The following is a 19,684-nucleotide window of genomic DNA, read 5'->3' on the forward strand; positions in this document are numbered from 1 at the left end:
CACCAAATCGCAGGTGGAAATGAGTGAAAATACATAAAATGAGCTGTCTAACGATCAAGAATCGAAAACAAGATCGTTAGAAATTCTAACGTTCAAGAAAATGAAACAAGATCGTTAGCGCACCAAATCGCAGGTGGAAATGAGTGAAAATACATAAAATGAGCTGTCTAACGATCAAGAATCGAAAACAAGATCGTTAGAAATTCTAACGCTCAAGAAAACGAAACAAGATCGTTAGCCAGCGAAATCAGCCCAGAATTTGAATGATATAAAGAAACTTAAGCACTAACGATCAAGAACCAATATAAAAATTTCGTAAAATTAAATATAATAATTATAATACTGAAATTTTTCAAATTATTTTTTCTCGGAAAATTGAGATAAATAAACTATATAGTGATATATTAGATTATAGAAATATAACTAAAGGATATGGAAGGTGACGAAGCAAATGAAAATATCTATGAAATTAATGGTTGGTTCTTTATTATGCACGATGATGTTAGTCTTATTATCAGCTTGTGGTAAGGAAGAAACTAAAACTTTTACTGGTGAGCAAAACAGAGCAGATGTTGAAATGACGTATACATATAAAGGGGACAAAGTGTTAAAGCAAACATCTAAAATCACAATTGATTACAAAGATTTTAATATTACTGAAGATAGCCAGAAAGAAGAATTAAAGAAACAGCTTGAGACTGAAAGTAAAAAATTCCAAGATATTAAAGGTGTTAAGGAATCTGTAAAAAGTAACGATAATCAATTAATCGAAAATGTTGAAGTTGATTATGAAAAAGCTGATTTCAAAGAATTAAGAGATAATAATGTTGTTGATATTATTGGAGATACTGATAAAGGCGTAAGCATGAAAAAATCAGAAAAATTTATTAAAGAACAAGGATTCAAAGAGAAAAAATAACATAATAAAAAATCTCATGTGGCACTGAATGATTCAGGCACATGAGATTTTTTTATTTTATGATGGTACTTCTGTTCTTTTTTCGCTATGTTTTCTAAGGATAGCTGCTGATATAGCTGATACACCACCGAAGATGATAAAGCCTATAAACATCCACATTGTACTATTAAGTTCGATATCGTGGTGTAAATACAATAGTCCTCGTAATGTTTCTGCATAATGTCTAAATGGATTCCATCCGATCATATAGTCTTGATAAAATTGTGGCAACATTTGTTTTGGTAACATGATGAGTTGCATACTGAAGAATAACAATACCATAAATAATGGAATAGCTTTGACACCTAACCATGTCATAAATCCTAAGATGAGACTAATGAAAGCTAGGATTGCAATTGAAATGTATAAACCGATTTTAGTTGGTTCGTTAATTGTTACATCTAATACGTGCGTCATAAAGTAAATATATCCAAATCCACCGATTAATGCCGTAACAATCGCACCGCCTAATTGGCCAAGTGAAGCGATAATACGGTCTTTAATTGTGATATTATTACTTGTTCTGAATGAGAAGAATAGAACAACTGAGCCAACTAATGATGCTAACCATACTGGTGTGAACATTAAGAATGGTAAGTTTCCGTTACCTTGATGTGATTTAACAGCGTTCATGTTTGTTTTATCCACTTTAATTGGATTTGTGATACCTTGAATATCTGAAGCTGAAACGTCGACATCCATTTTATCTAAAGTTTGGATACCTTGTTTAGAAATTTGTGTATTCAGTTGATCACCGATAGTCGTTAACATTGTATTCGCAAGTTGTGCACCTTGCATGCTTGCACCTTCGTTAACGATGATTTCAACTTGTCCTTGTTTAACTTTAACAGGTTCAACTTTGTTTTGTTCTTGCATTTTTTTAGCTTGTTCAGGTAGAATTTGTCCACTTTCGATTTTTTCTTTCATTTGTGACTGCATTTCTTTAATTTTTGCGTCTTGAACTGTCTTTTGAACTTTACTCATTGAATCTTTTGAAAGATTTTCATCTAAAATTAATGCACCATAATATTTATTGTCTTTGAAGCCTTGTTTTAAATCTTTCTTACTATCTACATCTACCCATTCAACTTTATCTGATAAATCTTTATTGTCTTTAATTTTATCTGCAAAAGTTTTCCCGATATTGACGTCTTTGTCTTGCATTGTTGTACCTTTATCTTGATTCACAATCGCAATTGGGACTGATTTTGGTTCTGGATTATATGCTGGAATAAAAGCAATCGCTAATAATAGAAGTATGACGATTACTAGAATAGGTGTCATCCAAAAAAGTTTCTTTTTGAAAATATTCATATTTTTTCCTCCTTGATTAATGAACATTGTGTTGATTATTAATAACATTGTTTATTATAATAGAATTTAAGATAGTTACAATCGTCAATTGCTTACGATACGTTTATTAATCAACAAATATATGAAGATTGTTCATTAAAATAAGGAGAATGGTTAAAAATGGCAGAAGATCGACGCGTAAGAAAAAGTAAAAGAGCAATTAAACAAGCATTTATCCAGTTATTAAAAGAAAATAACCTTGATCGTATTACGATACAACAAATTTCAGATTTAGCAGATGTTAATAGAGGAACCTTTTATTTAAATTATGAAGATAAATATGCTTTGTTAGATGAAATGGAAAATGAACAAATAGAGAAAATTAAAGGATTTGTAGATATAAGAAAGATGGATTTATCCACTAAGACGAGTGATCGTTTTATTGAAGACTTTGCGAATAAAATTATTAAAAATGTCATTACACATATTGAGCATAATATTGAATTTTATCAAGTGATTCTCAACTTAGAACGTAAAAGTCAAATCGAAGAACAATTAGCAGATATTGTGAGAAGTAATATTAAACATTTAATAGGCAATAAAGATAATGTATTTGGCATTCCAGAAAATTATTACTTAAGTTATGTAGTAGGTTCAATGATGTCGATGATCAAATATTGGGTATCAGATGAAAATCGCGTATCCGTAGAAGAACTCGTAAATTATGTCTCAACAATCGCATCAACAGGACCATTGTCTATTATGAAACGTATGGTAGATGAGAATATTAAGTAATATAGAAGAAAATAATCATGATATGAATATAAATGGTAGATGGTAGAGAATGTACTGGCTTGTGCGCACGAAGACTAAAAAATATCGTGCGATAAGGTACAAAATATGGGCATAACGCACGAAGACTAAGAGATATCGTGCGCTAGGGTACAAAATAAGGCTCAATCGCACGAAGACTAAGAAATATAGTGCAGTTATCCACCCAATACAATCCGTTCACATTATATAAACATAGAGAAGGCAGGGGCAACTATCGCAGCCCCTGCCTTTCATGTTACGTTATTTTATTTCATCACGAGTTTTAATGATTTTATTAATAAATCCGTAGTCTTTAGCTTCTTGTGTGCTTAACCAGTAGTCACGGCCAGTGTCTTTTTCTACTTTTTCAATATCTTGGCCAGTTTCTCTTGCAATTAATTCATTAATTTTTTGTCTTGTGCGAATAATTTCTTTAGCTGTGATTTCCATTTCAACAGATTGACCTTGTACACCGCCAGAAGGTTGATGAATCATGAATCTTGTATTAGGTAAACTATAGCGGTTTTCTTTTTTACCAGCTAAATAAATAATAACGCCTGCACTTACTACCCAACCAGAACCGATAATATTAACTTCTGGTTTAATGAAATTAATCATATCATGAATATAATAACCTGAATCTACATGACCACCTTGGCTTGAAATGAATAGATTGATAGGTTCATCACTCATTGCTTCTAATAGTAATAGTTGATTACCGACTTCTTTTGCCACTTTATCATTGATTTCCCCGGTAATAATAACCGTACGTGTTTCTAATAACTTTTCAGTAAGTATATCTTTTTCGTTATGTTTTTCTTCAGACATGAAATCACTCCTATAATGATTGATACTACTATTGTGAACGAGTGCGATTTTGATTTCAAATAATTTGACCTATTTTGACTAAATTAAACATTAAATAAATCGTTAAATGATTCAGCCATCGTAGGGTGGGTATATATGTTATCTCTTAAAACGGTATATGGAATTTGTTGATCCATTGCAAGTTTCAGAATGTTAATCAATTCTTCAGATTCTTTACCGTAAAGACTTGCACCTAGAATGAGTTTACTATCTGCATCTACAACAACTTTGAATAAACCTCTGTCGTCATGATTGATTTTGTGACGCGGGATATTCTTCACTTCAATTTGACCTTCTAAAATATTGTGACCATTTTTCTTAGCTTTACTTGCAGTGTAGCCAATTCTTGAAAGTGGAGGGTCTAGAAATACAGTATAAGGCACATAACCTCTATTTTCCGTTGTGCGGTGCTGTTTGCCAACTAAATGGTCTTTAACAATACGGTAATCGTCTAATGAAATGTAAGTAAATTGAGGACCACCTTTAACATCTCCTACTGCATAAATATGGTCTACAGAAGTTTGTAGATGTTCATTAACTTTAATTTCACCTTTATCTCCAAGTTCGATATCTGTATTTTCTAAAGCTAAATCGGTATTAGGCACACGACCAGTCGCAAGTAATACCGCATCCCCAGTTATATCACCTTGAGAAGTATGCACGATGGGACGATTATTTTCAGTAGAGAAGGCTGTTACTTCAGCTTCGTCAATAAATTCAATATCCTGACTAATGATTTCATCATAAATAAGAGAAGCAATATCTTTATCTTCAGTTACTAATACATGCTTACGAGGATGTACGATTTTAATTTTACTGCCTAATTTTGAAAAGATTGTCGCGAATTCTAATGCAATATAACCAGCACCAACAATAACAAGCGTTTCAGGTAAGTGGTCTAATGCCATTATGCCTTTAGAATCATAAATATTTTCAGTTGTATTAATACCATCTATATCAGGAATATTTGAACGCGTACCCGTATTAATCACAATCTTATCCGCTTGAATCGTTTCAACCGTTTCATTCTGATCATTTAAAAGCAACACTGTTTGGTTATCTTTAAAATGCGCTTTATAAGTGTATACTTCGATATTGTCATCAGAATTAAGGTTGTTGAAATTCTTCTTATTTAAAGCAGCAACAACATCTTTCTTACGATCCATCGCTTCAGAGAATGAATGATGTTCTAGACTTTCGTGGAGCAATGTCTTACTCGGAATACAACCTACATTTATACAAGTACCTCCATACATTTTTGAATCTTGTTCAATAACCGCGACCTTTTGACCTTGCCCTGCAAAATCTTTAGCAAGCGTCTTACCAGCCTTACCAAAACCAATAATCAACATATCAAATCGTTTCATTTACAAAACCTCCAATTGTGATGATTTATATTTAGTATAACGCTTTTGAAGATGTAAATCTGTGTAAAAGATTTCAGAAAAAATTTAAAAAATTTAAAAATTATCCAAGAAATATAAGTAATATTACAATATTGGTCGACCACTTATGAGGCTAATAAGCTTATATGCTTGTGGTGTTTTTCACAAAAGTGGATGCTTAACAAAGTGTAAAATTACAGTTGTGCTTATTTTTCAATATGGTAATATACATAACTATATTGAAAGGGTGTTTATAAAAACATGAAATTCAACAAGAATAAAATAAATGTTGTAGATATGAAACAAACTAAAAAAAGTGTTTATGCTACAGGTATTGGTAATGCTATGGAATGGTTTGACTTTGGTCTTTATTCTTATTTAGCAATTATCATTAGTAAGAATTTCTTTACATCAGTTGAAAATGATGAACTGAAATTAGTATTTACTTTCGCTACATTTGCGATTGCGTTCTTAATGAGACCACTTGGTGGTATTATATTTGGTAAAATCGGCGATAAACTTGGCCGAAAAACCGTTCTTACAACTACTATCGTATTGATGGCAGCTTCAACGTTATTAATTGGATTATTGCCTACTTATGATCAAATAGGTATTTGGGCACCAGTCTTATTATTACTAGCGAGAATTATTCAAGGGTTCTCAACTGGTGGGGAATATGCAGGTGCAATGGTATATATTGCAGAATCTTCTCCAGACAACAGAAGAAGTGCTTTAGGTAGTGGATTAGAAATTGGTACTTTAGGTGGCTATATTTTAGCTTCGTTATTAGCAAGTGGATTATTTATTGGTTTATCAGATGCACAAATGCAAGCATGGGGTTGGAGAATTCCATTCATTCTAGGTGCACCACTTGGTTTAGTTGGACTTTATTTAAGAAGACATTTAGATGAAACACCAATTTTTGAAAATGATATTTCTGAGAATGATGAAAAACCAGAACCATTCATTTCAATTATTCAAAATCACAAAAAAGATATTATTGTTTGCTTTATAGCAGTTGCGTTCTTTAATATTACAAACTATATGTTACTTTCATATATGCCGTCATACTTAGACGAAGTAATTGGTATTTCAACTACAGTTAGTACGGTATTGATTACAAGTGTAATGGTTATTATGGTGCCATTAGCATTTATATTCGGTCGTTTAAGTGACAAAATTGGTAACAAAAAAGTTGTGTTATTCGGTACATTTGGTTTAACAGCATTTTCAATGCTAGCGTTCTATTTCATAGGACTTAACCAATTAATGTTTATATCATTAGGTATCTTTATTCTTGGCTTCTTCTTATCAACATATGAAGGTGCAATGCCAAGTTTATTACCAAGTATTTTCTATACAGATGTTCGTTACCGTACATTAGCGGTTACATTTAACGTATCTGTTTCAATATTTGGTGGTACAACTCCATTAGTTTCAACATGGTTAGTACATGTCACACAAAATCCATTAGCACCAGCTTATTATTTAACAGCTGTAAGTGTTATAGGATTTGTAACAATACTATTCCTATTTGAAACAACATCAGGAAAAGCATTAAAAGGATCATATCCAACAGTATCTTCTAAAAAAGATTTCGAACATGCCGTTAAAAATCCTGAAGATGCACTATGGTGGACAGAACAAGAATTACAAAAAGGTAAAGTAAAAACAGATTAATATATATGAAGAAAGCCGAAGACGTTTGTGACGTCTCCGGCTTATTTTATTAGAGTAATGGAAGAAGAGAGAGCTTTCCTCAACTTTCCAATGTATGAATTGTTTCATCTATACCGAAATATTTTTTTAATATGGCTTTATATTGATCATGTTTGAAGCTTTCTTTTTGTTTATGATTTTTAGACGTAATGGTTAAATGATCATAAGACATGCTTACTCTACCATATTCTTTAGCCATTGTAATAATTAGTTTCTGAACGAATATTGAATCAGGATGATGTTCATTATAATCTAAATGTTCTATAAAGAAGTCCCACGGTCTACAAATTTCATTTGTTAAATAAGATGTGAGCCATGATTGGTCATCTAACTGTTTTTGAAGGTGAATGACACGATCTTCGTCTAAAATAGCACGATAATGACCGTTAACATCATCAATAACTACAATATTATCTGGGTCAGAGATTGGAATAGCTTTTGTTGGTAAATCTCCAAATCCTACGTCTGCAATATAAGGTTGATCTAAATGTACGATTGTCGACATATGTGAACCGTCTCTACTCCAATTGTCATCTGGCGTATGAATCGTTCCTGATACACGTTCGACGTGAAATCCTTTTTCTTTTAAATAATATTGAAAAATCGTATTTAATTCATAACAAAATCCACCACGATGGCGATGAACAATTTTGTTAAATAAATCATCAATGTTCACTGAAATCGGTTCTTTATTTTGAACGCTAATATTTTCAAAAGGCACAGTGTACATGAATCTTTCGATATAGTGGTTCAAAGTGCGCAAATCTACTTGATTAAAAGATTCTGTATCTATTTTTAAGTACTCTTCAAATTGTAAAATATTCAACTCAAAACCTCCTATTTAAATCTTAATTCTATTATAAAGGATACAAGGATAGAATATGTTAATATAAAATTGATATACAACGTTATTTTAAAGAAAGCTAGGTCATGCATATGAGAATTGGTACCATTTCAGATTTGCATATAGATAGAAGTAAAGATTACTATCCTCAAGATTTTGAATATATTTTAGCGCAAGAAATTACACATTTGAATTTAGACCTTTTATTAATAGCAGGTGATGTTTCAAATCATTATTTACAAACGATGCAGTTTGTTCAAAATGTTAAGCGTCATTCTAAAGTTGAAGTGTTGTTTATACCTGGCAATCATGATTATTGGAAAAAAGATCAAGAAGAAAAAAGTTCGTATGAAATTTTTGAATATTATAAAGCGCAACCTGAAAGTATTATAGCAAGTCCATATATTGTGAATGAAGATTGGGCGATTGTCGGGCATAGTGGATGGTATGATTATAGCTTTGCAGATCAAAACAAATTTAGTATGGAAAGGTTAGAACGTAGAAAATATTACGGCTCTACATGGTTGGATAAAGAACATATCGATTGGGGTAAGTCAGACTTAGAAATGTCGCGATTAGCTGCAGAATCCGTGAAAAATGATTTAGAACAGGTGAAAGATAAAAATATTATATTAATGACGCATATTGTGACCAATCGTAAATTTGCAGTTCCAATGCCACATAGAATATTTGATTACTTTAATGCATTTATAGGTACATCAGACTTTGACAAGTTCTATGAAGCATATCCAATCAAATACAGCATTATGGGGCATGTTCATTTCCGTAATATAATAGAAGAAAGTGGTATTCAATATATATGTCCATGTCTCGGTTATCAAAGAGAGTGGCGAACGACTGATTTAGCAACTGAAATTAAAAATACAATACAAGTTATCGAAATATAAAAAAATATATCGCAGAAAATTTATGATTATAATAGGTGATTGAATGAAAAAGTATATATCATTATTTATCATAGCAGGAAGTGTGCATGCACTATTTTCATTGTATTGGGGACTTGGTGGAGAAGCGGGTCTCATAACAGTTGGCTCATGGGTCTTCACGTTAAGTGCACAGTTTGGAATATGGATTAATATCGCGCTGTTATTAATAGGGGTGTTTAAATTTTTAGCGACCATCGTGCCATTAACATTAACCAATCATTTTGATAAGAAAATATATATCATATCTTTAATAGGCAGTATTTTTCTAATGATATATGGCGGATTAAACATGATAATTGGCATATTAAAAATGTGTAAAATAATCGAAAACCATAACTATTTTACAGCCTTCGGACAAGCATACGTGTGGGATCCACTATTTTTATTATGGGGAATCGGATTGTTCGGATATATTATGAAAGTGAAACAGAATAGATAAAGGAAAACGCCACTGGCAGGAGCCTGTGGCGTTTTTGTCGTATAAGATGACGAAGTTTGTATGCTGTAAGGGACAGAATTCCGAGAAATGTCCGTAAGAGAGCGTCCATCTAATTACCAGAATTCAGAATAATGGAAGATACAGCCGTTCTAATTACCAGAATTCCGAATAGTGATAGTTAGCCACAACCTCAACACCACCATCCACACTTATTATTTCTGTTCTTGTAATTTTTTCGCGATTTGTTGTATTTCTTGTATTTGTTTCGTAGTGGATTTAATGCCACCTGATGAGAAGTACCATGATTTTGCATCTAAGTTAATGATGTTATTATTTTTTATGGCATCTACGTCTTTAAGTACGTCGTTTCCTAGTACTTTCTTACTTGTTCCTTTTCCGTCTGTTGCTTCGTCTCTATCCATTGCGAATATGACTTCTGGATCTTTTGAAGCGACGTATTCAAAGCTGACGGGTTGGCCGTGTGGATTTGGTTTAACTTTTTTATCTGCTGGTTTAAATCCAAGTTGATCATAAAGTAGGCCACCGAATCTTCCGCCTGGTCCGTAAGTTGATAATTCACCTTGGCTTGTAAGTAGCAGCATGACACTGTTATCTATATTTTTAACTGATTTCTTAGCTTTTTGTTCTTCATTTTTAAGTTGATCTGTAAGTTCTTTAGCTTTCTTTTCTTCTCCGAAAATCTTGCCGAGTTTCGTCGTGTTATCTGAAACGGATTTTACGACGGCATTATCATCTGAACCTATATAAAGCAGTGATGCATTAGGGGCAGCTTTTTTAAATTCTTTTAATGTTTCGCTGCTTGCTGTACGGTTTGAAAAGATAATTAAATCTGGGTCGATTTCAGCTATTTTTTCAAAATTTGGTTTCCCTAATTCACCGACATTTGTATATTTATCTTTCGTAAAAGATTTTAATTCTTTAGGTAGCATAGAATCACTTGAACCTATTGAAATACCGGCTACATTATTTTCTTTACCGAGTGCTTTAATGATATCTGTTGCACCGTAATCAAATGTGACGACTTTTTTAGGATCTTTCGTGATTTTGACTTTTTCATCTTTCTGTTCTGCATCTCTTCCGTCTTTATATTTACCACGTAATTCATATTTTTGATTAACTGTGACTGTTTCTTTCTTACTGTCTGAATCACTTGTTCCTTTTGTTTGACCACATGCTGCTAATATAAGTGTGATGACCATTAATACAAGTAACTTTTTCATATGTATGCTCCTTTATTTTAATATATCTATTGATGGAACGACTTTAAATAAACCTGTTGATTCTATCATGAATTTTAAAATTCTGACATGACTCATACCTGTAAAGACAACTGTTCTATCATGGTTAAGCGCATTTTTCATGATGTTGTTGGCCATAAATTGATTACGTTCTAACCATTCAAGTGAAAAGGCGATACCGGGACTATCTGCAAGTGAACGAATAGCAAAAACTTGTTCTAATGGAATGACTGTATCCTGATATTCCGTTAATTGTTCATATAATGATAAATCTTGTCCTTTTTTATTTTGATGACTTTGTTTTGCTTCGTTTAAATGTTGGTATAGTAAAGGGTTATCATTTTCAAGGTATTCATCTGCAAATGCTGCACGGATTTTACGGGTTTGCATTTGATTGTTGTCGATTGGTATAACAGTTGGTAAATTTAATTTCAATGCGAGTGGTATCGCTAAAAAATGATGTTCGTTGAGTTGAAGCGGTAAATGTTTACGGGATAATTGGTTAAAGTCTTTATCTAATTGATTTTTATTTTTAATATCCCATTCAATTGCGATTAAATCTGGATTGTATTGCTGTAATTTATTCAAAATGACGTCAGCGTCTTCTAAGTATCGTTGATAAGTTTCTAAAAAATATTGATTGCTTTGGTCTAACCGAATATGTGGCGTACCAATGATGCAAATTTCTTTTTGTGCCAATTTGACACCTCCTTAATTGATAATCGTTATCAATTATACATGAACGTTTTTATAAATACAATGCTGCTATTATTTTAAGATAATTAAATAATAATGTTATAATTAAATAATAGAAAATTTAGATTCAGGAAAGGGCTGGAAGTATGTTTTTAGCTTGGAATGAAATGAGACGAAATAAGACGAAGTTTGGTCTAATTATTGGCGTATTAGTTATGATTAGCTATCTTTTATTCTTATTATCAGGGTTAGCAAATGGATTGATGAATATGAATAGAGAAGCAGTCGATTTATGGAAAGCAGATGCGATTGTATTGAATAAAGATGCCAATCAAACAGTTGCACAATCATCTATTAATACAGATGATGTTAAAGGCAAATTTGATAAAAGTGAAGGTTTAAAGCAAACGGCTGTTATCGCTTCAGACGGTAAAAACAAAGAGAATGCGACGGTCTTTGGTATCGATGGAAAAGGGTTTTTAATGCCTAAAATAGAAGACGGCAAACTATTTGAGAAGAATAATGAAGTCGTTGCAGATCATACTTTAAAAACAAAAGGATTTAAAATCGGGGACACATTAACACTTTCAAATAGTGATGAAGAATTAAAAATTGTCGGTTTCTCAGTAAGTTCTAAATTTAATGCATCACCTGTTTTATTTACAAATAATGAAACGATTGGGAAATTAAATCCGATGTTAAAAGGCGATAAGATTAATGCGCTAGTCGTTAAAGATAAAAATTGGAAAGATGTTGAATTAAACAAAGATTTAGAAGTAGATGACATTGAATCATTTATTACGAAGTTACCAGGCTATCAAGCGCAAAATTTAACATTAAACTTTATGATTGTGTTCTTATTTGCGATTTCAGCAATGGTTATTGGTATATTCTTATACATTATTACCTTACAAAAGAGAAATTTATTTGGTGTTTTAAAAGCACAAGGATTAACGAATGGCTTTTTAGCGCGTTCAGTTATGAGCCAAACGATTATTATCGCTTTAATCGGTACATTGATTGGCTTTGGATTAACGGTGTTAACAGGTTCATTCTTACCAGAAGCAGTGCCTATTAAATTTGATTATTTAACAATGTTGTTATACGGTATCGTGCTTATTATCGTCGCAATTTTAGGTAGTTTATTCTCAGTATTAAGTATACGAAAAGTAGAACCATTGAAAGTCATTAGTTAGGAGGCGGAAACATGTTAGCATTTGAGAATGTCACAAAGTCATTTAAAGACGGTAATAGAACGATAGAAGCAGTAAAATCAACCAACTTTAAATTAGAAAAAGGCGAACTAGTTGCCATTATTGGACCATCAGGATCAGGAAAAAGTACGTTGTTAACAATGGCAGGTGCCTTGCAATTACCATCAGAAGGCACTGTATCTTTAAATGGTCAAAATATCAATCAATATAATGAAAAGCAATTATCTAAACTTCGATTAAAAGAAATCGGATTTATACTTCAAACAAGTAATTTAATACCGTTTTTAACTGTTCAACAACAATTTGAATTACTTAAAAAAGTGAAAAAAGACGTCATGAATGAAGAAGAACATACAAGATTATTGAAACAACTCGGTTTGGATAAAATTTTATCTCAATTACCAAGTGAAATATCAGGCGGTCAAAAACAAAGAGTGGCTATCGCTAAAGCACTTTACACAAATCCATCCGTTATATTAGCAGACGAACCAACCGCATCATTAGATACAGAAAATGCAATAGAAGTTATGGAAATATTGAGAAGAGAAACAAAAGAATTAAATAAATTATGTATTATCGTAACACACGATCAAAGACTGACATCATACTGTGATAAAGTATTTAAAATGGTAGACGGTGAGTTGAAAGAAGAAGAGTAAATTGGTTAAATAAAATTGATTGAATTATAAAAAAATCCTAGATTATTAATATCTAGGATTTTTATTTTTATAAATCCTTCGAAAAAGAACATAAAATTTTTTATTTTATGTAATTCTATATTGTAAAATTGAATTTAGTAAAGTAGAATAAATTATAATTTAATTTTTGGAGGTTTTGAATTTGTGGATTTTAATTTTAATTGTTATTGCTTGTGTATTTTTTACAAAAAGAAAAGGAACTTCGATGGTTGAATGGATTAGAGCACTTCCAACTGTAGTGCGTGTTGGTATCTTTACAGGTATAATGGGTGCACTTTTAAGTGTAATTGCTAAACCGTTCACAACTGACGCCTATGGTGGACAAATAGATTCATTTTCATTATTTAGTATTGTAGAATTTATTGGAAGTGGTCTAATAGTTATATCTGCATTATGTTTCTTATATATATTCGTACTATGGTTAATTGCTTTATTATTTGGATAGATTTAATATTGTAAATCATTTCTCAGTGCTAAATAAGATCCTTGAAATGTAGTTTCTAAAAATCAAGTGATTTTTTAATAATTCAGAAGTTTTTTATATAAAGGATTATGAGATTTTTAAAGTCATTTATTAAAATTGTGATGTAATTATTGATATTGCTGAAAACCAATATCGGTTAGGACATACTTTATCAACTAATTATTATTGAAAATAAAACCTCTCAGAATTTGAACTTAACAATAATGATAAAAAGAAATAAATAATTTAGTTGAAAACTAATTTCCTTTTGTAATATCAATTTTATAAAATAACTTATCCTACATTATGATGTATTAAAATCTAATTATAGAACTAATAAAAAAACTCTCGCTCAATATGTAATAAAGAGCGAGAGTTTTTTTATTCATAACTTTTTAATGCTTTTTCCATGATGTCCCATGCTAAGTCTACGTTCACTTCTGTAGCGAAATAGGCGTTAGGTTCTTGTTTATAAGTATTATGCAAATCTACAGACATTGTGCCATATGTGAGGTCGCTTTGATGTTCAATTTGGATAAATGTTTTTTGTAACGTGAATATTTCAGGATGCAGCAAATAGAGAATTGTACAAGCATCATGAATAGGACCACCATCCATATCGAATTGTGATTTATATGTAGATTTAAAGAACTTTAAGAGCTCAACTACGAAATGAGAAATTGGATTATTGATTTGATGAAATCTTTCAATTACAGCATCATCTGCTAATAATTGATGCGTCACATCTAATCCGAAGACAACAACCGGGATACCACTTTCAAATACTTTTTTCGCTGCTTCTGCATCAACCCAAATATTAAACTCAGCTGTTGGTGTCCAATTCCCAAACGTTCCACCGCCCATAATGACGATTTCTTCTATATTATGAGCGATTTTAGGTTCTTGGATAAGTGCCATCGCAACATTTGTTAACGGTCCTGTTGCTACGAGTGTTATAGGTTCGTTACTATTTAAGACTTCTTCAATTATGACATTTACACCATGCTGGTTTGTAGGCTTTAAGTTTGGAACTTTTGGTAATTCAGGACCATCTAAGCCACTTTCACCATGAATACTTTCAGCAAATGCAGCTTTCTTAATTAAAGGTCTGTCAGCACCGACTGAAACAGGAATGTCGCCTCTATTCATAATATCTAATACGTTTAAAGCGTTTGTTGTATTCTTATCTACTGATTGATTCCCCGCAACTGTTGTCACTGCTAAGATATTTAATGGACTAGATTGAGCACCAGCCAATATTAATGCGATAGCATCGTCATGCCCAGGATCACAATCCATGATGATTTTTCTATTTTGTAACATTTAAACACGTCCTCTTAATTAATGTATGTCTTGATGTCATTATACTAAAGCGTTTTCAACTAAACAAAATAAACAGACTATAAAAAATTATTCTAAATAAGGTCTTGTTTTTTAACAAATATACGTATATAATTTTAAATCGTAAACGTTACTATTTGTATAAGGAGTGTACGAGATGAAAAAATGGATTGGGGTACTAACAGTTGTTTTTGCAATTTGTATGGTATTAGCTGGCTGTAATCAAACAGATAGCAAAAATAATGATTCTGATAAATTAAAGATTAAGACGACAGTTTACCCATTGAAATCTTTTATAGAACAAATTGGCGGTAAGCATGTAGAAGTAGAATCAATTTATCCTGCAGGAACAGACTTACATAGTTATGAACCAACGCAAAAAGATATTTTAAACGCGAGTAAAGCGGATTTATTTGTTTATACAGGAGATGATTTAGATCCAGTAGCAAAGAAAATTGCCTCAACTATTAAAAAAGATGATAAAAAATTATCACTTCAAAATAGTATGGATCAATCAGAACTTTTAACAGATCAACATGAACATGGTCACGAGCACGGGGAAGATCATGATGACGAAGATGAACATCATGAACATGGAGAAGACCATGAAGAGCATGAACACGAACATGAACATCATCACCACGAACATGAACATCATCACCACGGTGGATTTGATCCTCATGTATGGTTAGATCCTAAAATCGACCAAGAAATGATCAAAGGAATTAAAGATGAATTAATTAAGAAAGACCCAGACCATAAAGCAGATTATGAGAAAAATTATAAAAAATTAAATAATGAATTATCGGATATCGATCAATCATTAAAAGATGCTACTAAAGGTCATGAAGGCCATACAGTATTTATCTCTCATGAATCTTTAGGTTACTTAGCAAATCGTTATGGATTTGTTCAAAAAGGTGTTCAAAGTATGAATGCTGAAGATCCATCACAAAAAGAATTAACTGAAATTGTTAAAGAAATTAAAGATACAGATGCGAAATACATCTTATATGAAAGCAATATTTCATCAAAAATTACAGAAACAATTCGTAAAGAAACAGATGCTAAGCCATTAACGTTTAATAATATGGAATCTTTAACGAAAGAACAATTAAAAGAAAAAGACCTTTCATATCAGTCATTAATGAAAGAAAATATTAAAAATATCGAAAAATCATTAAACGACAAGATTACAACAAAAGATGACAAGAAAGCTGCATCTCATGATAAAGCAATTGAAAAAGGGTATTTCAAAGATTCACAAGTAAAAGACCGTAAACTATCTGATTATGAAGGTGACTGGCAATCAGTATATCCATATTTAAAAGATGGCACACTTGATGAAGTCTTCGAACATAAAGCTGAAGAAGATGGCAAAATGTCTGAAAAAGAATATAAAGCTTATTATGATAAAGGGTATAAAACAGATGTCGAAAACATCAAAATTGCCGGCAATAAAATCAGTTTCACTAAAGAAGGCAAAACAACAACTGGAGAATATGAGTACGATGGCTATGATATCTTGAAATATGAAAAAGGTAATAGAGGCGTAAGATACACATTTAAATTAAAAGGTGAATCAAACGATAACTTACCGAAATATGTACAATTTAGCGATCACAATATTTATCCTAAAAAAGCTGCACATTTCCATATATTCACGGGCAATGATAAAGATAAAGTCTTAAAAGAATTAGACAACTGGCCAACATATTATCCAGCTAAATTATCTAAAGACGAAGTTAAAGAAGAAATGTTAGCACATTAAAGTAAAGAACTTGAGACCACGGTGGTCTCAGGTTCTTTTTTATATAAATGATTGCTATACTAAATTTAATAAAAGGGAGATGTATCAGATGACAAATATTTATGATCAAGATGATTTCTTTGAAGGCTATAAACAAAAAAGAAATCATGCATTAAGTTATAACGAAGTCGTTGAAATGCCTGAGATGAAGCGGTTAATGCCAAATTTAAATGGCAAAACAGTACTTGATATTGGCTGTGGTATGGGGCATTTAATTGCGCATATGTTGAAATTACATCCTAAACATATTACAGGAATAGATGAGTCACTCAATATGATTAACGCAAGTCGCGAAAAATTCAATTCTAACAATGTCACGTTATATCATGAATCATTTATGGATTTTGAGACGAATGAAACGTATGATGTAATCGTATCTTCACTTGTGTTTCATTATATTGAAGATTTTAAGAGATGCGCCGAGAAGTTGAATCAGCTCTTAAATAGTGGTGGCTCGTTACTCTTTACAATGGAACATCCTATACAAACAGCCACTAAAGAACCCGAAGTTGCACTAGAAGATGACAATGGCATATTTTTACGAATGGAACATTATTTTGATGAGTCATCTCGTTCAGCAAATTGGCTAGGTGCTGATGTTTATAAATATCATCATACAATTGAGACAATCTTCAATAATTTAATAGAAAATGACTTTGAAATTCAATGTGTAAAAGACCTTGGGCAGTCTGAGGAAGTATTTAAAATGTACGATCAAGCACGTATCAATAAGTTGAAACAATTCCCACCATTTCTATTAGTAAAAGCAAAGAAAAAGTAGAAGAAGTAGAACAAGTTAATATTTAAAAAAAGACACACGTATAAAGTTGAAAACATTATACGTGTGCTAAAAGCGATGCTCAGTAATATTTTATTTCATTTCTTTTAGTTGTTTTAAAATGATTTCTCTTTGTTTTTCTAGTGAAATTGGATCATTATATTGCGTTTGTTGTAAATCTAATTCGATAACATGGTTGTTTTTAACTGCATCAAGGTTTTTCCAGTTAGTTGTTTGTGTGAATTGTGGTGTTTCTCCCATTGTTGCTAGTATAATATAATCACCCGTATAATCAGAAAGTTCTTCTTCAGATGGCGTTGCCATATAAGCATTCTTTGTTTCTTTTTCTAATTTTTCAGGTTGTGTCATTCCGTAACCACCGTAAACAATTTCTGTACCACGTCCATAGTTTTTACCGAAAGCTGTTAAACCTTTTGGTGTTGATTGTAGGACTGTAATAGTTTTCCCGTCTACTTTATCACCTAAAGATTTTTTATCTTTTTCAAGTTTTTCTTCCCAATCTTTTATCCATTTTTTGGCTTTGTCTTGTTCATTTACAATTTCCCCAAGTTCTTTAGTAGCAGCTTTGTAGTCTGATTTCATAGCATCCATTTGGACAGTTGGTGCAATTTTTTTGAGTTTATTAATGTTTTTATCTTCTTTAGTAGTAATGATTAAATCCGGCTTTGTTTTAGCAATATCTTCAACATTATTTTGACCTAACATTTTTGCACCTTTAGTAGCATCAGATAAAGTTTTATTTTGTTTCACAAAATCGATGACCCCAACAGGTTTATGGCCAAATTCAACTAATGCACCTATGTATGTCGGATGTAATACGACAATTCTTTTCGGATCTTTAGGTATTTTGATTTTTTCACCATCATCTTGTTTAAATACTTTAGTATCAGATGAAGAATCCGATTTTGTTTCTGACGACTTTTCTTTAGTATCTGAGCTATTACAAGCTGCCAAGAAAAATAATAAGCATAAGCAAAAAATTATTAATCTTTTCATAAATTAAACCCTCCAAAAATATGATAATGATAATCAATATCATTTAAATTATAGCAATCAACATTAATTATTCAATACTTTATTTTTAAATTAATTTGACTTTGTTATTTTTTAAATATATCTTTGGTTTGTGTTAGTAAAAGAAGGGGTGAATATTTTGGTTAAACGATTAATTAGTGCAAATACGTCTGATATTTTGAGCTTTACATCAGAGGAATTGAAGCAAAGTATTAAGGCGAGTGAAGGTAGAACGGTACTTAGTGAGAATGTTGTCGTACATACGCCTGCTTTAGTTCAAGATATTACAAATGCGGAAATGGCGACTGCTTTTGGAGCGGATATGATTTTACTGAATGCTTTAGATGTCAATGAACCAGAAATAAAAGGACTATACCATGAAGCTTATCAAGGTTCTGGCAATGCTGTTCAAGATTTAAAGAAACTTGTCGGTAGACCTATTGGCGTAAATTTAGAACCAGTTGATGATCAAGCGAATATGGCAGAAGTGAAACTGGATATTTCTGCAGGTAGAAAAGCGACTAAAGAAACTTTTATACAAGCTGAAAAATTAGGTTTTGATTTTGTATGTTTAACTGGGAATCCAGCAACAGGCGTTACAAACAATCATATTTTAGAAGCGATTAAAGTAGGGAAATCTCATTTTAATGGACTCATTATTGCTGGTAAGATGCACGGCTCAGGTGTAGATGAGCCTGTCGTTAATTTAGAAGCGATAACGAATTTTGTAGAAGCTGGAGCAGATATTATATTAGTGCCGGCAGTAGGAACAGTATGGGGTGTCAGTGAAGAAGAAGTAAGAGAAGCAGTTCAAGTTGCACATAAACATGGCGCATTAGTAATGAGTGCGATCGGTACATCACAAGAAGGTTCGGATGAGGCGACAATTAGAGAAATAGCTATCAAAAATAAAACATTAGGCGTAGATATTCAACATATAGGTGATGCAGGATATGGTGGATTAGCACCAGTTGAGAATATATATGCATTGAGTAAAGCTATTAGAGGACAACGCCATACAGTATCTAGAATAGCAAGATCAATTAATAGATAAATAAGAATGAAGAGAGGATGAGACAGCGTGGGCTGTCTCATCCTTTTCATATTTGATTGGAAAGTTAGTAT

At 31.9% G+C, this 19,684-nt stretch carries 19 protein-coding genes; 11 read left to right on the forward strand and 8 right to left on the reverse strand.

Annotation, left to right across the window (positions count from 1 at the left end):
* The first annotated feature begins 451 nt into the window (after positions 1-451).
* Positions 452-919 (forward strand): YehR family lipoprotein, encoded by a 468-nt coding sequence (locus tag LQ673_RS12240; protein WP_126477828.1) that lies wholly within the window; start codon positions 452-454, stop codon positions 917-919.
* A 57-nt stretch (positions 920-976) separates the two neighbouring features.
* On the opposite strand, the gene LQ673_RS12245 is transcribed toward LQ673_RS12240, so the two are convergent.
* Positions 977-2,272, reverse strand: coding sequence for a YhgE/Pip domain-containing protein (locus tag LQ673_RS12245; protein WP_191836259.1), 1,296 nt, complete (start codon positions 2,270-2,272; stop codon positions 977-979).
* 159 nt (positions 2,273-2,431) lie between these two features.
* Here LQ673_RS12245 and LQ673_RS12250 point away from each other — a divergent pair, with 159 nt between their 5' ends.
* A complete protein-coding gene (locus tag LQ673_RS12250) occupies positions 2,432-3,046 on the forward strand; it encodes a TetR/AcrR family transcriptional regulator (protein WP_126477830.1) in 615 nt (204 codons plus the stop codon).
* Between the two features lie 279 nt (positions 3,047-3,325).
* Here the strand turns inward: LQ673_RS12250 and LQ673_RS12255 are convergent, their stop codons facing one another.
* Both LQ673_RS12255 and merA read right to left on the reverse strand, forming a co-directional pair.
* Positions 3,326-3,892, reverse strand: a complete 567-nt coding sequence (locus tag LQ673_RS12255) for an ATP-dependent Clp protease proteolytic subunit (protein ID WP_107572830.1) — start codon at positions 3,890-3,892, stop codon at positions 3,326-3,328.
* Between the two features lie 83 nt (positions 3,893-3,975).
* Complete coding sequence (merA, locus tag LQ673_RS12260; RefSeq protein WP_204171230.1) at positions 3,976-5,298, reverse strand: hypothiocyanous acid reductase MerA; 1,323 nt, start codon at positions 5,296-5,298, stop codon at positions 3,976-3,978.
* A gap of 279 nt (positions 5,299-5,577) precedes the next feature.
* Here merA and LQ673_RS12265 point away from each other — a divergent pair, with 279 nt between their 5' ends.
* Positions 5,578-6,996, forward strand: a complete 1,419-nt coding sequence (locus LQ673_RS12265) for an MFS transporter (RefSeq protein ID WP_037589343.1) — start codon at positions 5,578-5,580, stop codon at positions 6,994-6,996.
* Between the two features lie 79 nt (positions 6,997-7,075).
* On the opposite strand, the gene LQ673_RS12270 is transcribed toward LQ673_RS12265, so the two are convergent.
* Positions 7,076-7,861 carry an arylamine N-acetyltransferase family protein gene (locus LQ673_RS12270; protein ID WP_191836261.1) on the reverse strand — a complete coding sequence of 262 codons (786 nt, stop codon included), beginning with the start codon at positions 7,859-7,861 and terminating at the stop codon, positions 7,076-7,078.
* A 110-nt stretch (positions 7,862-7,971) separates the two neighbouring features.
* Between LQ673_RS12270 and LQ673_RS12275 the strand changes: the two genes are divergently transcribed.
* On the forward strand, positions 7,972-8,787 hold the full coding sequence (locus LQ673_RS12275) for a metallophosphoesterase (protein WP_049319910.1): 816 nt from the start codon (positions 7,972-7,974) through the stop codon (positions 8,785-8,787).
* Positions 8,788-8,830: 43 nt separating this feature from the next.
* On the forward strand, positions 8,831-9,265 hold the full coding sequence (locus LQ673_RS12280) for a DUF3995 domain-containing protein (RefSeq protein ID WP_159315919.1): 435 nt from the start codon (positions 8,831-8,833) through the stop codon (positions 9,263-9,265).
* A 212-nt stretch (positions 9,266-9,477) separates the two neighbouring features.
* Here the strand turns inward: LQ673_RS12280 and LQ673_RS12285 are convergent, their stop codons facing one another.
* Both LQ673_RS12285 and LQ673_RS12290 read right to left on the reverse strand, forming a co-directional pair.
* A complete protein-coding gene (locus LQ673_RS12285; protein ID WP_191836262.1) occupies positions 9,478-10,506 on the reverse strand; it encodes a siderophore ABC transporter substrate-binding protein in 1,029 nt (342 codons plus the stop codon).
* Positions 10,507-10,518: 12 nt separating this feature from the next.
* Positions 10,519-11,223 carry a DUF5694 domain-containing protein gene (locus tag LQ673_RS12290; protein ID WP_191836263.1) on the reverse strand — a complete coding sequence of 235 codons (705 nt, stop codon included), beginning with the start codon at positions 11,221-11,223 and terminating at the stop codon, positions 10,519-10,521.
* Positions 11,224-11,366: 143 nt separating this feature from the next.
* Between LQ673_RS12290 and LQ673_RS12295 the strand changes: the two genes are divergently transcribed.
* The 3 genes from LQ673_RS12295 (at position 11,367) to LQ673_RS12305 (ending at position 13,577) form a co-directional block, all read left to right on the forward strand.
* The gene (locus LQ673_RS12295; protein WP_191836264.1) at positions 11,367-12,416 is read left to right on the forward strand and encodes an ABC transporter permease; all 1,050 of its coding nucleotides are present in this window, start codon (positions 11,367-11,369) and stop codon (positions 12,414-12,416) included.
* 11 nt (positions 12,417-12,427) lie between these two features.
* A complete protein-coding gene (locus LQ673_RS12300) occupies positions 12,428-13,093 on the forward strand; it encodes an ABC transporter ATP-binding protein (RefSeq protein WP_037589338.1) in 666 nt (221 codons plus the stop codon).
* 181 nt (positions 13,094-13,274) lie between these two features.
* Positions 13,275-13,577 (forward strand): hypothetical protein, encoded by a 303-nt coding sequence (locus tag LQ673_RS12305; protein ID WP_159315915.1) that lies wholly within the window; start codon positions 13,275-13,277, stop codon positions 13,575-13,577.
* Between the two features lie 399 nt (positions 13,578-13,976).
* Here LQ673_RS12305 and LQ673_RS12310 read toward each other — a convergent pair whose 3' ends face one another.
* Complete coding sequence (locus LQ673_RS12310) at positions 13,977-14,918, reverse strand: nucleoside hydrolase (RefSeq protein WP_126477839.1); 942 nt, start codon at positions 14,916-14,918, stop codon at positions 13,977-13,979.
* Between the two features lie 175 nt (positions 14,919-15,093).
* Between LQ673_RS12310 and adcA the strand changes: the two genes are divergently transcribed.
* Positions 15,094-16,707, forward strand: a complete 1,614-nt coding sequence (adcA, locus tag LQ673_RS12315) for a zinc ABC transporter substrate-binding lipoprotein AdcA (RefSeq protein ID WP_239704791.1) — start codon at positions 15,094-15,096, stop codon at positions 16,705-16,707.
* 88 nt (positions 16,708-16,795) lie between these two features.
* Positions 16,796-17,527, forward strand: coding sequence for a class I SAM-dependent DNA methyltransferase (locus LQ673_RS12320; RefSeq protein ID WP_191836266.1), 732 nt, complete (start codon positions 16,796-16,798; stop codon positions 17,525-17,527).
* A gap of 90 nt (positions 17,528-17,617) precedes the next feature.
* Here the strand turns inward: LQ673_RS12320 and LQ673_RS12325 are convergent, their stop codons facing one another.
* Positions 17,618-18,541 carry an ABC transporter substrate-binding protein gene (locus LQ673_RS12325; RefSeq protein WP_191836267.1) on the reverse strand — a complete coding sequence of 308 codons (924 nt, stop codon included), beginning with the start codon at positions 18,539-18,541 and terminating at the stop codon, positions 17,618-17,620.
* Between the two features lie 157 nt (positions 18,542-18,698).
* Here LQ673_RS12325 and LQ673_RS12330 point away from each other — a divergent pair, with 157 nt between their 5' ends.
* Positions 18,699-19,613, forward strand: coding sequence for a DUF7916 family protein (locus LQ673_RS12330; RefSeq protein ID WP_191836268.1), 915 nt, complete (start codon positions 18,699-18,701; stop codon positions 19,611-19,613).
* Positions 19,614-19,684: the final 71 nt, after the last annotated feature.

Source organism: Mammaliicoccus sp. O-M54 (genome assembly GCF_022386035.1).
Taxonomy (GTDB): domain Bacteria; phylum Bacillota; class Bacilli; order Staphylococcales; family Staphylococcaceae; genus Mammaliicoccus; species Mammaliicoccus sciuri_A.

Bases quoted from the DNA above. Each gene is read 5' to 3' on its own strand.
- LQ673_RS12240 (WP_126477828.1), top strand. From the start codon at position 452: ATGAAAATATCTATGAAATTAATGGTTGGTTCTTTATTATGCACGATG.
- LQ673_RS12245 (WP_191836259.1), bottom strand. From the start codon at position 2,272: ATGAATATTTTCAAAAAGAAACTTTTTTGGATGACACCTATTCTAGTA.
- LQ673_RS12250 (WP_126477830.1), top strand. From the start codon at position 2,432: ATGGCAGAAGATCGACGCGTAAGAAAAAGTAAAAGAGCAATTAAACAA.
- LQ673_RS12255 (WP_107572830.1), bottom strand. From the start codon at position 3,892: ATGTCTGAAGAAAAACATAACGAAAAAGATATACTTACTGAAAAGTTA.
- merA (WP_204171230.1), bottom strand. From the start codon at position 5,298: ATGAAACGATTTGATATGTTGATTATTGGTTTTGGTAAGGCTGGTAAG.
- LQ673_RS12265 (WP_037589343.1), top strand. From the start codon at position 5,578: ATGAAATTCAACAAGAATAAAATAAATGTTGTAGATATGAAACAAACT.
- LQ673_RS12275 (WP_049319910.1), top strand. From the start codon at position 7,972: ATGAGAATTGGTACCATTTCAGATTTGCATATAGATAGAAGTAAAGAT.
- LQ673_RS12280 (WP_159315919.1), top strand. From the start codon at position 8,831: ATGAAAAAGTATATATCATTATTTATCATAGCAGGAAGTGTGCATGCA.
- LQ673_RS12285 (WP_191836262.1), bottom strand. From the start codon at position 10,506: ATGAAAAAGTTACTTGTATTAATGGTCATCACACTTATATTAGCAGCA.
- LQ673_RS12295 (WP_191836264.1), top strand. From the start codon at position 11,367: ATGTTTTTAGCTTGGAATGAAATGAGACGAAATAAGACGAAGTTTGGT.
- LQ673_RS12300 (WP_037589338.1), top strand. From the start codon at position 12,428: ATGTTAGCATTTGAGAATGTCACAAAGTCATTTAAAGACGGTAATAGA.
- LQ673_RS12310 (WP_126477839.1), bottom strand. From the start codon at position 14,918: ATGTTACAAAATAGAAAAATCATCATGGATTGTGATCCTGGGCATGAC.
- adcA (WP_239704791.1), top strand. From the start codon at position 15,094: ATGAAAAAATGGATTGGGGTACTAACAGTTGTTTTTGCAATTTGTATG.
- LQ673_RS12320 (WP_191836266.1), top strand. From the start codon at position 16,796: ATGACAAATATTTATGATCAAGATGATTTCTTTGAAGGCTATAAACAA.
- LQ673_RS12325 (WP_191836267.1), bottom strand. From the start codon at position 18,541: ATGAAAAGATTAATAATTTTTTGCTTATGCTTATTATTTTTCTTGGCA.